The organism is Peptoniphilus harei, assembly GCF_900454685.1.
GTDB classification, from domain to species: domain Bacteria; phylum Bacillota; class Clostridia; order Tissierellales; family Peptoniphilaceae; genus Peptoniphilus_A; species Peptoniphilus_A harei.
Window position 1 is genome coordinate 1,800,545 of record NZ_UATM01000032.1, and the last position, 15,351, is coordinate 1,815,895.

7 protein-coding genes and 2 pseudogenes are annotated in these 15,351 nt (G+C 30.6%); all 9 read right to left on the reverse strand.

What is annotated here, in order from left to right; all coding sequences use genetic code 11:
* Window positions 1-320: 320 nt before the first annotated feature.
* Window positions 321-4,325: pseudogene (locus tag DRZ96_RS12340) on the reverse strand (helicase-related protein); the annotation flags it as partial.
* A gap of 2,354 nt (window positions 4,326-6,679) precedes the next feature.
* Complete coding sequence (locus DRZ96_RS09915) at window positions 6,680-8,182, reverse strand: SIR2 family protein (protein ID WP_019132807.1); 1,503 nt, start codon at window positions 8,180-8,182, stop codon at window positions 6,680-6,682.
* Between the two features lie 56 nt (window positions 8,183-8,238).
* Entirely contained in the window at window positions 8,239-9,177 is a 939-nt protein-coding gene (locus tag DRZ96_RS09920) for a DNA cytosine methyltransferase (RefSeq protein ID WP_112890527.1), read from the reverse strand.
* Window positions 9,170-10,891 (reverse strand): DNA topoisomerase 3, encoded by a 1,722-nt coding sequence (locus DRZ96_RS09925; RefSeq protein WP_112890528.1) that lies wholly within the window; start codon window positions 10,889-10,891, stop codon window positions 9,170-9,172. The genes DRZ96_RS09920 and DRZ96_RS09925 overlap by 8 nt, the downstream gene beginning before the upstream one ends.
* 89 nt (window positions 10,892-10,980) lie before the next feature.
* Window positions 10,981-11,964: a nucleotidyl transferase AbiEii/AbiGii toxin family protein gene (locus tag DRZ96_RS09930; protein WP_112890529.1), complete on the reverse strand. Its 984-nt coding sequence runs from the start codon at window positions 11,962-11,964 to the stop codon at window positions 10,981-10,983.
* Window positions 11,957-12,568 carry a DUF6088 family protein gene (locus DRZ96_RS09935; RefSeq protein ID WP_050152885.1) on the reverse strand — a complete coding sequence of 204 codons (612 nt, stop codon included), beginning with the start codon at window positions 12,566-12,568 and terminating at the stop codon, window positions 11,957-11,959. The genes DRZ96_RS09930 and DRZ96_RS09935 overlap by 8 nt, the downstream gene beginning before the upstream one ends.
* Window positions 12,569-12,686: 118 nt before the next feature.
* Window positions 12,687-13,515: pseudogene (locus DRZ96_RS09940) on the reverse strand (CD1107 family mobile element protein).
* A gap of 14 nt (window positions 13,516-13,529) precedes the next feature.
* Window positions 13,530-15,113: a stalk domain-containing protein gene (locus tag DRZ96_RS09945; protein ID WP_112890530.1), complete on the reverse strand. Its 1,584-nt coding sequence runs from the start codon at window positions 15,111-15,113 to the stop codon at window positions 13,530-13,532.
* Window positions 15,100-15,339: a hypothetical protein gene (locus tag DRZ96_RS09950; RefSeq protein ID WP_002839226.1), complete on the reverse strand. Its 240-nt coding sequence runs from the start codon at window positions 15,337-15,339 to the stop codon at window positions 15,100-15,102. The genes DRZ96_RS09945 and DRZ96_RS09950 overlap by 14 nt, the downstream gene beginning before the upstream one ends.
* Window positions 15,340-15,351 lie beyond the last annotated feature (12 nt).

The window sequence follows — 15,351 nt, forward strand, 5'->3', positions numbered from 1 at the left end:
GTCTTTTTGTCCGTGTAATCTCACTATGGAAAGGATTATCCGACTACACACCATTTTGGTTCAGGCTTATCAGCAACTTTAGCCTGTTCGCCTTAACGACATTTATCAGTAGTTCACATATGTTAGCCATATTATCAAGCCTCGCTCCCTAACCACTTTGTTGCTAGTAGTTTCGGTATTACCTCACGGTTTTACCTCAAGTAGGGCTACTTTAATATCGGCTTACCACACCTAAGTGCAGTCGATACTCGGCTCAACTAACGGAATAGTTGGTTTGGTCATTTTGCCAAACAGTTAAATTAAGCGACTTCATGTCGCACCCATAAATAAGAATCAAAAGTATTTTCTGTTACATATCTAAAAATATTTACCTTATCATTTTCATTACCTTGACGAACAATTCTACCACTTCTTTGCTCTAGGTCAGACGGTCTCCATGGGACGTCTAAATCGTGTAAGGCTATTAGTTTGTTTTGTACATTAGTACCTGCTCCCATTTTTTGAGTAGATCCTAATAATACTCTTACTTCTCCTCTTCTTACCTTTGAGAACAATTCATCTTTTTGTTTGTCTGTATCTGCCTCGTGAATAAAGGCTATTTCTTCTTTAGGTATTCCCATATTCACTAGCTTATTTCTAATATCATCATAGATATTAAATTCTCCATCTCCTTTTGGTGTCGACATATCTGAAAACACTAATTGGGTCGATGAATTTTCTTTTGTCTTATCCCAGATCGAAAAGATATTTTTTACACATACATTCACCTTTGAATTAGGATCATCTGGAAGTAGTGGGTTTATTAATCTTTGGTCAAGGGCAAGTTTTTTACCATCATTTGTAATCTTTAACATATTATCTTCTGTTGGCTCTACTTGATTATTTCTAACTGCGTCAGCTCTTTCTGAAATAGCTTCTAATATTTCTTTTTGTTCCTCAGTAGGTTTTGTTTTAATAACTTCAAAATTTGCTTCAGGAACTGGCAAATTCAACATATCTGAGGTCTTTATATCTGCTACTTCTTTAAACATAGACATCAATTCTGGCAAGTTATAAAACTTTGAAAATCTTGTCTTTTGCCTATATCCTGTGCCTTCTGGAGATAATTCAAAGGTGTTTTCTGTCTCCCCAAAAGTAGAAGCCCAAGCGTCAAAATGTTCTAATCCTCTTGCCTTTAAATCGTCATACTGAAGGTATCTTTGCATAGTATAAAGCTCTGTCATTGAATTTGATATTGGTGTACCAGTAGCAAATACAACTCCCTTACCATCTGTCATTTCATCCATATACCTGCATTTCATATACATATCTGAAGACTTAAAGGCTTCACTTTGACCAATACCAGCAACATTTCTCATCTTAGTATGCAAGAATAGGTTTTTGTAATTATGAGCTTCGTCTATAAATAACTTATCTACTCCTAGTTCTTCAAAGGTTATTACATCATCTTTTTTAAAGTCATCATTTAGTTTTTCAAGTCTTACCAAGAGTTTCTTCTTTGTCTTTTCTAGTTGTTTTACTGTAAAATTTTCTCCTCTATTTCTTTTATTCTCATCAATAAAGGAAACTATATCATCTATTTGGTCTTGTATATGCCTTACCTGGTACTCCTTAGACATTGGTATTTTTTCAAATTGAGAGTGTCCTATGATGACTGCATCATATTCTCCCGTTGCAATCCTACCAATAAATCTTTTCCTGTTTTTTGGTTGAAAATCTTTTTTATCGGCTACCATAATATTTGCTGACGGATATAACTGCATAAACTCTCTACCAATTTGAGTTGTTAGATGGTTAGGAACTACAAATAATGACTTACTTGCAAGTCCTAACTTTTTAGATTCCATTGCAGAAGCTACCATTTCAAAAGTTTTTCCTGCTCCTACTACATGGGCAAGTAGTGTATTTCCGCCATAAAGAGTCCTTGCTATGGCGTTTTTCTGATGTTCTCGTAGTCTGATTTCAGTATTCATTCCATCAAAAGTTAAGTTAGAACCATCAAATTCTCTATTTCTAATTGAATTGAATTTTTCATTATAAATCTTTTCTAGCCTATATCTTCTATCAGGATCTTCAAATATCCAATTCTTAAATTCTTCTTTAATCAGTTCTTGCTTTTGACTTGCAAGCATAGTTTCTTTTTTATTTAATACAGAAGTCTTAGAACCATCATCATTTATTACTTGGTCAAATACCTTCGTATCTTTTAGATTAAGGGCATTTTCAATTAGCTTATAGGCATTTACCCTACTTGTACCATAAGTCATGTTAGCAAGGTCATTAGTCGAGTCAACACTTTTACCTTCAATATTCCATTCACTCGTATGTGGTGAGAACCTAACATTTATATTCCACCTATCATAACCTGGTGTTTTTAAAAGATTAAAAGTAAAGTCTTCTATATCTTTCTGAGGTATCCAAGTTGCTCCTAACCTTACATTTATATCAGAAGCAGTAAGTTCATCAGGCATAACTTCTTGTAATTTTTCTCTTTGATATTTGAGTTTGCCTAACTCGTTTAATAGTGTATCTTTCTTTTCAGAAGGTGCTAAATCTATTACATTTTCAATTTCTCCGATACATGAATTGAGGTATCCAATCTTTTCTCTGATATTACCACTTAAATATTCATCAGCCGATACATATGAAAAATGAAATGGATCGTCATTGTCAAAGTTCTCAAAGGGCATTCTGTTATTTATTAGGTCTGTATCCTTAATATCTAAAAATATCTCGCCCTCAAGCTCACCAATTAAGGTGTTCCTATCTTTACTTGTGATAGATTCCATATATTCAAAATCTACATATCCTTTTTGTGAAACTGATAAGACTAAAGCTTCAAGGGAAGTGTCTACATGGTCTACTACTTTTGCCTTTGTGATTGTTCTTTTTGAGAATATATCACTCTTAGCTTTGAAATTATCCTCATCATCAAGTATTTCTATTGATGATACCAAAGGAAAGTTTGAGTCTTCCTTTAAGGCTCTAGTGTTTGATAAGGAGTTAATAAAGCCATGTTTCTTTGAAAAGTTATCATAGACTTCATTTAACTTTGCTTGTGATTCTTTTATTTCCTCGTCAGAAAAATCGTCCTTTTGTTTTTCTATTACATCTTTTAAGGCATTCATAACATCAAGATAATCTTTTATCTTTTCTTTGTTTTTATCTGATATATTCTGCTTAATTAAGACTGAGTTTTCTCTTAGGTAGACCTCTTCATCAATAATGGTGTAGGAAAAGTTCTTAACATCGTCGGTCGCTGGAAGACTTAATTCTTCATCTTCCAATAGTTCGACCTCTTCATATTTTGAATTTGAAGATATTTCCTTACTTGCAAGATCCATTAAATCTTTTAGATTTTCGTCTTCTCTTTCATCACAAGTGATAGTATTTCCAAATCTTCCAGATACTTCTTTCATATCCCCTAATACCATTTGAGGATTATCTACAAAATATTTATTATAGGTCAAACCTTTTTTATCAGTTGATAGGTGTATCCAATCATCATCTCTTTCTATAACTGAATCTCTCTTTTTTAAGAAAATAATATCTGAAGTAACTTCTGTACCAGCAAGTCCTTTAAATGTTGTATTAGGTAGCCTCATAGCTCCTAAAAACTCACATCTTGCATTAATATATTTTCTAACAGATTCATCTTTTTTATCCATAGTTCCAGATGATGTTATGAAGGCAATAATTCCTCCATTCCTAACCTTATCTATTGACTTTGCAAAAAAATAATCGTGAATCAGAAAGTTATTTCTGTTATATTCACGATCGTTAACTTTAAAATCTCCAAAGGGAACATTTCCTATAACTAAATCGAAAAAGTTATTTGAGAAGTTTGTTTCTTCAAATCCTTTAATTTGAATATTAGCTTCAGGATAAAGTTCTCTTGCTATTCTTCCGCTTAGACTATCTTTTTCTACTCCATAGACTTTAGACGATTGTATTTCACTTGGCATATTACCAATGAAATTACCGACTCCTGCAGACGGTTCGAGGATATTCCCAGTCTTAAATCCCATATCTGTTAGAGTCTTATATATTCCATCCATTACCTCTCTAGGTGTATAAAACGATGTTAGAGTAGACTCTTTAGCATTTAAATACTCTTCATTTGTTAGATTTTCCTTTAAAATATTCCTTGCTTCAAGCCATTGACCTCCCTTTTCTTCATCAAAGACATCGGCAAGACCACCCCAACCTAGATAATCAGCGAGATAGGCTTGTTCATACTCTCTTGGACTCCTATTTTCATTTTCAAGTCTTTTTAGCATTTTAATAGCTTTGATATTTTTATCTAGTCTTTCTGATGGTGTTAGGTATTCTGAGTAGATATGATTTTTTAAGTCATAATTTCTAGCAAAACTTAGTCTTTCCTTATTAGGTTCATAGCCTAGATTCTTTAAATCTTCTTTACCCCTCAATAAATTTTCGGCTGCTTCTCTTGGGATATCATACCTATCCATCATTTGGTCAATTTCAGGATTGTGGTTATCAATAAAGCTTTCTTGCTCTACTTGTCTTTCAATTTGTTTTTCATGCTCGGATAATTTGTATATCTCGTAATTTCCACTACCTAAAAGGTCATCAATCTTTCTACTTTCTTCAAATGTTTCACCTTTATATAAAGGATATTCTTCCCCATTAATTTCTACTTTAGTTCCAGTTTCAATTAAGTTAATTCCACGAAAAGCATTCTCATCTTCTAAAATAAATTCTTTTCCAACTTTTACTGCTAGTTTTTCTGATGTTTGACTTAGATTTTCAAAGATTTCTTCAAGGTATGAATCGTTTCTATATGGAATTACTTCCGAACCCCTAATCATACCTCCCATATATTCCATATTGTCTCTGATAGTGACAGTTTTAAGTCCTCCACTTAGTTCATCAAAATCTGTAATGGTAAAGTCCTTATCTTTATATCTAACCTGATCGCCTATCTTAAATTTAGGCTCTATCTTTTCCTTAATTTCTTCTTGTAGAAATTTTTCCTCACTTAGTGCAACTTGTTCTTCTAAATATGAAAATTCACGCTCATTTACTTCTTTACCATCACCAAGGTCAATCCTATAGTGTTCGATAACTTCGCCGTCTACATAGTGGTCAAAATAGAATTTGAAATATCCGATATAATCATCAGTCATTTCTCCAAATTCATTTTCTCCATGAGTTTGATTATGGTCTTTAACATCAATATCCTTTTGTCTTAGGACATTTATTAATTCTTTGGTTACTATCTGCCCACTATAATCTGGAACTAATTCGTGGTTTTCATTAAATTCTACAATCCAGTAGTCTTTTCTATTTTCAATGTTTTTGCCATCAAAAAAAGAAGCTTCATCAGCTTCCTTTTCTTGGCTTATTTCCTTTTCTACACTTCCACGTATTCCTTGATTGCTATTCTCTTCACTGTTGTTATCAAGTTGTTCATCTGTCCTTGGTATTCTTCTGGATTCTCCCTCATAATCTTCTCTGTCAATCCTTGTTCTTTCATCATTTTGACTTTCTCTCTCTTGATAAAGTCCACTGCCTGATTCTGAATTTCTTTCAGATGGTTCAAAAGTGTTTTCTCCTCGTACATTTCCTGAAGTTTCTTCCAGTTCTCCATGTCCTCGCTCCCTACTAGGTAAGACAGTCTTAGAACTGCGTATGTCGGATTCGGATATCTCTCCATAAATTCCAGATCCTTCTCCATCATGTCCAAGGTTTTCTCTTCGATCTTCATCGCTATTTCCTCTGTCGCTTCCATCTGTGAAAACTCGTCCATCTCTACTTCTTGACCTATCATCTCGTCTATATAAATCATTTTGACCTCCTCTATCTTCATTTGTATTTTCTATATCTCTATTATAGTCGGCAGCTACCCTTTCTGTCAGCAGCCTAGCACGATCTACTTCCTTAGATTTTTCTATTGTGCTATCTATAATATCTTTGCTAACCCTTGATATTACAAGACCTATCTGCTCTAAAGAAATTGTATTAATCCTCGAAAAGTTATTTTTTAAATTTTCCATATCCATAGGGTAGACTGTATTAAACCTATTAGCTACTGCATAGGATATTGAATCTCTCATAAACTTTTCAAAGCTAAGTCTATCCTCTGTATCTATCCTTAAATCAGCAAGAACCAAGTTAATATATTCATCTCCATAAATTCGGCTTAAAGAAAATATATTTTCATTAAGTGAATCACTCGCTTCAAATGAAGAAGCATTTATTATTTCTTTTAAAGCCTCATTATGGTTTTCGTGGTCAAACTGCCATAAGCTAACCTCATTAATATTCCTATCCATTGATGTGGTCTGACTAATATCAAAGATGTATGAAACTCTTTGATTTACATCATTTCCAACTAAAATCGGAATACCCTTTTGACCTCTCATAACAACTCTTCCAAAATATTTCTTCCACATATCAAAAGTCGCACAAGCTCTAGCTTCAGGTTCTTTGTTATATATACTCAATTGACTAGAAAAATCATATTTCTGATTATTGCCTATAACTTTTAAGAGTTTTAAATATTCTTTTTCATCTTGCAAAACTTCATACTTAATTGCTTCTTGTATATTCTTAAAATCATTTACTTGCATTTTCTACCTCCTTTTTAGAGTAATAAAAAAGACGATAGATTTTTGTTTATCTACCGACTTTTTATTGTATATTATTACTTGTGTTATTTATCATATTTTTTTAGATCATACGCACACAATTGCCTTCTATATTCTGTTTTTGTCTTATCTTCTTCACTCAACGACTTAAAATAATTTTCTGCATCTTCCAAAGTTACATTACCTTTTAAAATTTGATAAGCTATTAAATTAGGTTTTAAACTGATTCCTATCGTCTCACTCTTTAAAATTTCTCTAATTGTATTCGGAGTTTCCTTTAAATTTTTCTTTTCCATCATTGTTTTTTCTAAAACTCTCATCTTTTCTCTTTGTTTTTCTTTAAGATCTTCTGTGCGTTTAATGTTTTTATTTATTTTTGAAAAACCAAAAATAGGAAAAAATTGTTGAGATTGAATTGTTAGTTTATCTATAACTTCAAGCAACTGAAAGTTTTCTTCTTCAATTATTTTAAAATAATTTTTCATAATCTCGCTTGTATTTTGAAATGAATATTTTATTGTATTAACAGATCCCACAGCTATAACTTTTTCTGAATTTTTTAAAGAGTCTAAATCATCAGTTATACTAACTTTTATATCTCCACCTGATTTTATATCTCTAAAAACATTTTGAACTTTCCTTATATCCATTGCAGATACTGGCAATTGTAAGTTTGCTAAGGTTTTATATATTAAAGTAAAATTATCAGTCTTTATTTTATTTATCTTTATTGTTGGAATTCCTTGGATATCTATATCATGATCTACTACTTGAGTATTATCAGAATCTTTCTCATGTTCTACTAATAAAAAATTCCTTCTGACTTTTTCCGCTTCATCTGAATTTGGATCAACATAAGTAAAAATGGTTTTTAATATACTCTTGATATTATTGTCACTTATACTATAACCCATAAATATTATTGGATTATGCATAAATAAAGATAGAAGTTGAGCTCTTATTAATTCATATTTTTCGTTAAATTTATTATAGTCTTGATTGGTAATTATTATTTTATCAGGTTGAGTAACACATCCATGAATTTTATATATAGATCCATATGGGTCACTTAATAAAATATCATTACCTATTAATGGTTTAAATCCAAATATATCTTCGAGCATAACGTCATAATTTGTAGTTATAATAGAGCTGATATTCTTTCTTGATTTTTTAAATTCATTTAATTCATCAATGTTTTTATAATCAAGTTCATTAAGGATCTTAGATATATAAATTTTAAATCTACTTATGTTTCTACCTTTATCCATCAATTCATAAAATTCATCATTTATATATTTAAATTTCCCATTTCTATCATTCATCACATCCTCATCGAATCTTTTTTGTAAATCCGATGCTATTAAGTCATATTTATATCCATATTCATCATGATACTTTGATTTTATATCATAAAAAAATTCATCGCTGTTAGTTAAATCAAAAGAAATTCTTTTTAATAAGGCATCCCAGCTAAATGAATTTTCTAAATACCTTAAACTCATGCCAGTACCAATAAAAAGAACTGGATGATTTTTAAATTTTGAAATAAATTTTCTAATATCCATCGTTATGTCCTTTCTATTATTTATTATATCATCTTTAGTATATTAATTACACTAACCTACATTAACACTTTAGTAATTGCCATTAAAACATCAACCACAATAGAATTGCCGGCCTGCTTATATAGTTTGCTTGAGGTGCAATTTTTTCTTCTTGGATGTACTTCTTCTAGTTTGTCTATATCTCTATTATCAAAACCCATGAGTCTTAGACATTCTCTTTCTGTTAAATACCTATATTTACCATTTCCAATATCTATTATTCCAGAATTGGGTACTCTCATCTGTTTTGTAGAAATAGTATAAGAAAAATCTTTAATCACTTTGAGTCGCCCTCTAAAACTGTTATCTATGCCTTTATTTAAAAATTTCAGCATATAAGGTTGGGTCATAGTATAAAGTTCACTTACATCTTTTTCTAAAAATTCACTTAGTGGTCTTGTTTCTTTCCTCTCCAATTTATTAAAAGAAAAGCTATTTGCTCCAAGACATGAAACAACAAATATCCTTTCTCTTTTTTGAGGTATCCCAAAGTCCATTGCATTTAAAATTTCATACTTACTCTCATATCCAAGGTTCTCTAGCTCCTTTAGATAAATAAAAAAGGAGTCCCTCATATTTCTATCAAGGACTCCCTTTACATTTTCCCAAATTATCCATTTAGGTTTTTCTTTCATTTCTTTTATTATTCTAATTGTTTCAAATAGTAAGCTTGATCTAGTTCCAGAATTCTTTGCTCCTCCTTGCTTTTTCCCTATTCTTGAAAAGTCTTGGCAAGGACTTCCATGCATAATTAAGTCTATCTTTTCATTAGGAGCTTTATATCCTACTACTGATTTTGGCTTATAGTCTTCTCCATAAAGTGCATTGTATGATTTAACACAAGCCTTATCTATTTCTACATAATCAACAACTTCATAAGGTATTTTCAAATTAATAAAAGCCTTTCTAATAGCACCTATGCCACCGAAAAGCTCTAATATTTTTACCTTATTCATTTAGATTATTCTTGTACCTATCTACAAGCTCCCTTATACTATCTTCTATTTCTCTTAAAAAGTCTTCTTTATCTACTTTTCCAGAGCTAATCTTTGCAAGTTTCATTTCCCATTCAGATGTCGTTTCTGCAGACTTAAACTTATCTTCTACAATTGATACAAGTCTATTGCCTTTTTCTGTTACAAGTAGATTTTTCTTATCTCTTCTTATGAGATCCTTATGGATAAGATTTTCGATAATTCCTGCTCTTGTAGCTGGTGTTCCTAAGCCTTTTCTTTCCACTTCTATTTCTTTATCCAGGGATTCTACTCCTGCACTCTCCATAGCCTTTAAAAGTGTATTTTCATTATAATGACTTGGAGCTTTGGTAAATTTCTCCGATATATTTTTAGAAGTTAGCTTAATTTTATCTCCAGTCTTTACATCTGGTAATTCATTTTCTTGTCTTTCCTTTCCATAAGGCTTTAGATACTTGGTATAACCTTCATCGATTATAGTCTTTCCACTTGCATTGAAGTTAAATTTATCATATTCATATCTGATTTTTCTACTAGATTCCTTTAAGTTATCCGAACATGAAGCAAGTAATTTATTCTTAACTAAATTATAGATTTTGCTTTCTTTATCAGATAAATCTTTAGATTTTCCAATTCCAGATATAGTAGGAATAATTGCATAGTGGTCTGTAACCTTAGATGAATCAAAAATAGACTTAAAATTTGATTCATTAACCTTAAAATCTTCTTCAAGTCCTTCTAATAATTCTTTCATAGTATTAACCATATCATCGGTTAAGTACCTACTATCTGTTCTTGGATATGTGATTAGCTTTTTTTCATACAAAGCTTGTGCTAGATTTAAAGTATCATTTGCTGAATACCCAAAATATTTATTTGCTTCTCTTTGTAAGGTAGTGAGATCATAAGGTTTATCTGGTTTTGTGCTTACTTCTTTGTCTTCTACCTCTGTAATAACTATTTCATCTTCTAGCAGATTTAATAGTTGTTCTGCAACTTCAATTTTATCAATTCTATCTGATACTAGCTTCAATCCTTTATAAGATAGGTCAACTGTATAATATTTTTGCTTCTTAAATAGGTTTATTTCACTATCCCTCTTAGCTATTAAATATAGAGTTGGTGTTTGTACTCTACCAACTGAATATGTTTCCTTGTAAATGCAAGAATAAAGCCTACTTAAATTCATTCCTACAAGCCAATCTGCAATAGCTCTTGCACTTGCTGATCTATATAGGTCTTCAAAGTTTTCTCCGTCTTTAAGATTTCTAAAGCCATCTTCAATAGCCTTGTTTTCCATTGAAGATATCCAAAGCCTTTGAATCTTCTTCTTACATTTAGCTTGATTATATACAAGCCTAAAAATAAGCTCTCCCTCTCTACCAGCATCACAAGCATTTATAACTGTATCGATGTTCTTATTGTTTAAAAGTTTCTTTAAAACCCCATATTGTTTCTTAGTGTTTTTAGATACTTCATAAATATATTCTTCTGGAATTATAGGAAGAGTTTCTATTGTCCACTTCTTCCATTTTTCGTCTATCTTATCTGGACTTGCCATTTGAATTAAATGACCTACACACCAAGAAACAATGTATCCATTCCCCTCATAATATCCGTTTTTTCTTGTTCTTGCTCCAATTACTTTTGCAATTGTAACTGCTACACTTGGCTTTTCTGCTATTACTAATTTCATTAATACCTCCATAAATAAAAAAAAGAGCGAAAGATTTCTCTCTCGCTCAAAGTATTTCTCCCGAAGATTATATTATTTTCGGGAAAATTCTACTTATTAATTTCTTTTTCTAGTTCTTTAAGAACTTTTATAATCTCTTCAAAGTTTGGATAGTCTCCATAAATCATTTCTGACATAGCCTTATAATCTTTTTCTATTTCAGGGAATCGAAACTCTCTTGGAACTAACTTTAATCTACCATTTAGTGCTTCTTCATACTTTGCCCACTTCCTAGGATAAAATTTCATTTTAAATTCAGTCACTTTCTTTAGTAATTCTTTATCCTCTAAGGCTTTGTTTTTAAAATCTGAATTTGCAATTTTATATAGGTCATAAAAGTGTCTTGCATACCTATGTGGCATAGGAGAAGATTCTGGTCTATTCGCTTCATGATGAAGTATAGTTGCTTTTTCCCAAAAAGTCCTCTCTGCTGATACTGTTCTTATATTAGTTTTTTCTTTAAATACATTTGCATATGTTTCACTAATTATTGGTAATATTTCAACATCAATTGCAGGTGTCCATGCTGCAAGGCTTCCTATTTCGAGTCTTATATTTTGTGTCAAATAATTAGATTCAAAGATTTTAGGATATTTACATAGAATTGTTTGTGGGTCTATTGTATCTATGGAAAATTCAAAATCAAAATCCTTTAAATCTTCTTCTAAAACTTTTAAAAATTCATCTTTTAAAAATATTTCTGTCTTTTCATTAACTTTTTTGTTGAATTTATCTTGCTTGGTATTTGATCTTTCTATCCATGGTTCTTTTTCTTCATATCCTAATACTCGCCAATCTAAAATTAGATCTATATCTTCAGAAAATCTTTCAATGAGTCTAAAGCATTTTGAAAGTGATGTTCCACCTTTAAAGGTAAAATATTCTTTCCATTTATTTTCATTAAATAGATAGTCTAAGATAAAAGTAACCCAATAGTCTTTTTCAATGACTGCTTCAGATATATTTTTCTTTCTGGCTGTATTTACTATTAAAACTCTTAAGTCTTCTTTGTTTTCTATATAAAACTTATTCATTTTTGCCCTCACAAATTTCTCTTATTACTTCATATATCCATGATGGAACTGATTTTGACTCATTCATTAAGTCTGTTCTTTCTTTTTCACTTAAGTTTTCTCTTATCTTTTGTATAACTTCACTAGTTATATTTTCTTTACCTAAAGACTTAATTGCTTGAATAACTGTTGCGGTCTTTAGGGACATATTAGCAATCTCTCCTGGATTTACTTTTTTAAATTCTAAAACCGTATCCCCAATTTTATATTCCTTATATCTTCCACTAGATATATATTTATAGTGAGTCGGAACTTGTGTGGATAGTCCCAACAAATTTAAGGCTGTGCTATTATATGGTGCAATATTCCAATTGTATTTTCTTGCTATGGCAAGTGCTAACTCGTGAATTGATACTGCTTCGTACTCTCCAATTAATTCGCTATATCTTGGATTGTAATAAAAGCCATCGATGACACGCTTGATTTTATCTTCATCTGCTAATCTTTTTAATATTTGTCTAACTGTAGCATTAGATGCAATATCTAAAAAGTCATTTGCAAAAAATACTTTATGTGAATCAAAACTATTTATTTTATCTGATATTATTTCCATATATGAACTCATTACAATTCTCCTTTGTCACGGATATTGTATCATATTCGTGACAAAAGTTCAATTGTACTTAAGTTTAATATCCTTATAATAGTTCATCATCTTCATCTAAAGATTCTTCATGACTTTCTTAATTGTCAGATTCATCTTCTGACTCACTAATATAATCCTCATCATCTTCTTCAAAGTCTTCCAACATTTTATCTTCCTTAGCTTTGACTACCTTAAAGTAATATCCTGCTCCTATAACTCCTCCAATTACAAGTGCAACAATTAGAAATGATCCTATCCCGCTTTTCTTTTCTTCTTTTACTGGAACAGTCTTAGGTTCTTCTTTTTTTTACTTCTTCTTTCTTAGGCTCATTAACCTTTATAGTGTTTTTATCTTCTGATTCAATCATATTAAGTAGGTCTTGCTCTCCTACTTCTGTCAATAGCCTTACATTATCTTGATTTGATGAGTGATCTACTATTAGGTGCATAGTTTTTCCACTTTTGGTTTGAAATGTTAAAAATTGTCTTACATCAACTGGATTTTCTTTATCTTTTTCTGTATCTCCACTTGGTGTAATATCTTTTCCATTCTTATCTACATTTTCAATTACTGAACCTCTTGCCTTATTTTCCTGTGTTGCTAGACTATTTACTGCCTTTGTATTACCACCTTTTACAAGTGGTGTTTTCTTAGGAGGATTATTTGAAGGATTATTTGAAGACTTGTTTGCTTCTCTTGTATTTCCTGGTATTTTTGGAACATCTTGATAAGGTATTTCTTCTTTTGATGGTGTAAAAACATCATCTTTCAACATTTTCTCAAATTCTTCTTTTTGTGGTTCATAGATTGATTCGTTTTGACTTTCAATTTGTCCTTCATTTGTCATCGCAAATGTAGTTGCTGGTACTGTAAATGTAAAAAGGAGTAACGCTATGGCTACTCCTCGTTTAATACTCTTATTCATTTTTCTATCCTTTCTTATTTTACATTTTTAAATACATAGACTGCTTTTCTAGCATTGTCCCATTCTATTGTTTGGTTTTTGCCATCTTTAATATCTCCATGACTTGCTCCAAAAGCTTTAGCAATATTTGAAATTGAAGCATGAATTCTTCCATTTATAATCACTGGCTTAACATCTGAATTGTAGACCTTTCCATCTGAATCTTTCATAACACCAGTATCAATATTTAGTCTTAATGTCTTTTTTGCTAGGATATTATTCTCTTTATTTGAGAAAATAGCTTCACGAGTAGAGTTGTCATACTCAACATTAAAACCTAGAGTATAAGCAATATATCTTACTGGAATCATAGTTCTTCCTTGGTCTACATAAGTTTTTACATCCATATATACTGTTGTCTTACCATCTTTGTTGATAATGTTATAAAAGTTTTTGTCTACTTGGAAAACTGCAAATTCTTTTTCATCTTTAACTTGTTTTTTGTCCTGTTTTTCTTCTTGCTTTTTCATCTTGTTAAGATCAAATTGATTTAGGATATTCTTATCATCAGCTTTCAAAATTTCGTCCCACTTTTTATCTTGAGATTTATTATCTTCTTTCTTATCTTTGTTTTCTTTTTGGAGTTTTAGAAGTTCATCTAATTTCTTAGATAAGTCTTGGTTTAGATTTTTGTCTTTTTCATCTTTAACTTGTTTTTCAAGTTCTTCTTTCGCTTTTTTATTTGCTTCCTCGATTAACTTCTTTGCTTCTTCAATTTTCTTATCTAATTCTTCTTTTAGCTTTTTAATTTCTTCTTCAGAAGCTTTTTGTTTTTCTTCTAGTTCTTTAATTTTTTCTTCTAATTCTTTTTTAGTATTTTCAGAAGATTCTTTTAAACTATCAATAGCCTTTTGAAGCTCTTCAATTTTCTTAAAGCATTCTGACTTAGAATTTTCTGTCTCTTTCTTTTTATTCTCTAATTCTTTTATCTTAGTATCTTTTTCTTCAAGAACTTTTTCTAAGTCCTTAATTCTATTATTTTTATCCTCAATTTCTTTAGTCTTCTTTGAAAGTTCCTCTTCTAAAGACTCGAGCTTTTCTTGCATTTCTTTGACTTTATTTTCGTTTTTATCGGTCTTTTCTTTCTCAGCTTCTAACTCCCATTTTGTAGATGAATAATCTTCTTTTAGTTTTGCATTTTCATCTTGTAATCTTTTTAATTCATCTTTAAGTTGAGTAATTTCTGCTATTAGTTCATCATTATTGGAGTTTCTAAGATTCTCAATTTCTTTATTCAATTGAACAATCTTATTATCTTTATCTCTAATCTTTTCTTCTAATTTAGCCTTTTCTTGTTTCAGATTCTCTCCATTATCTTTGCAAGATTCTAACTTTTCCTTTAATTCATCTATCTTTGATTGGTCTTCTTGTTTCTTATCATTTAAGTCTTTGATCTGATTTTCTAAATCACTAATTTTACTTATAGAACTTTCTATCACTTTTTTACTACCATCTGTATCATCAGCTTTAGCTAGTACATTAGTAGTTGAGGTTGATGTTAAAACTAATAAAAGAGCCATAAAAAAGGCTCTTAGTCTGTTCGTATTAAATTTCTTCATTATGAATGTTCTCCTTTTCTTTTAATTTTTCTTCTCTTTTTCTATCATTAATTTTCTCCATTAATTCTTCCAAACTAATATTGTTCCTCCTAAGAGTTACAATTATTTCTTCATTTTCAACTTGTATTTCTTCATCGCAAATTTCCTTGTATTTTGCATTTAAATCTTTCAATTTATCTTCTATTTTTTTCTTTTTGTTCCTGATACTTATAAGTTTTCTGTTCACATAATATCTCCC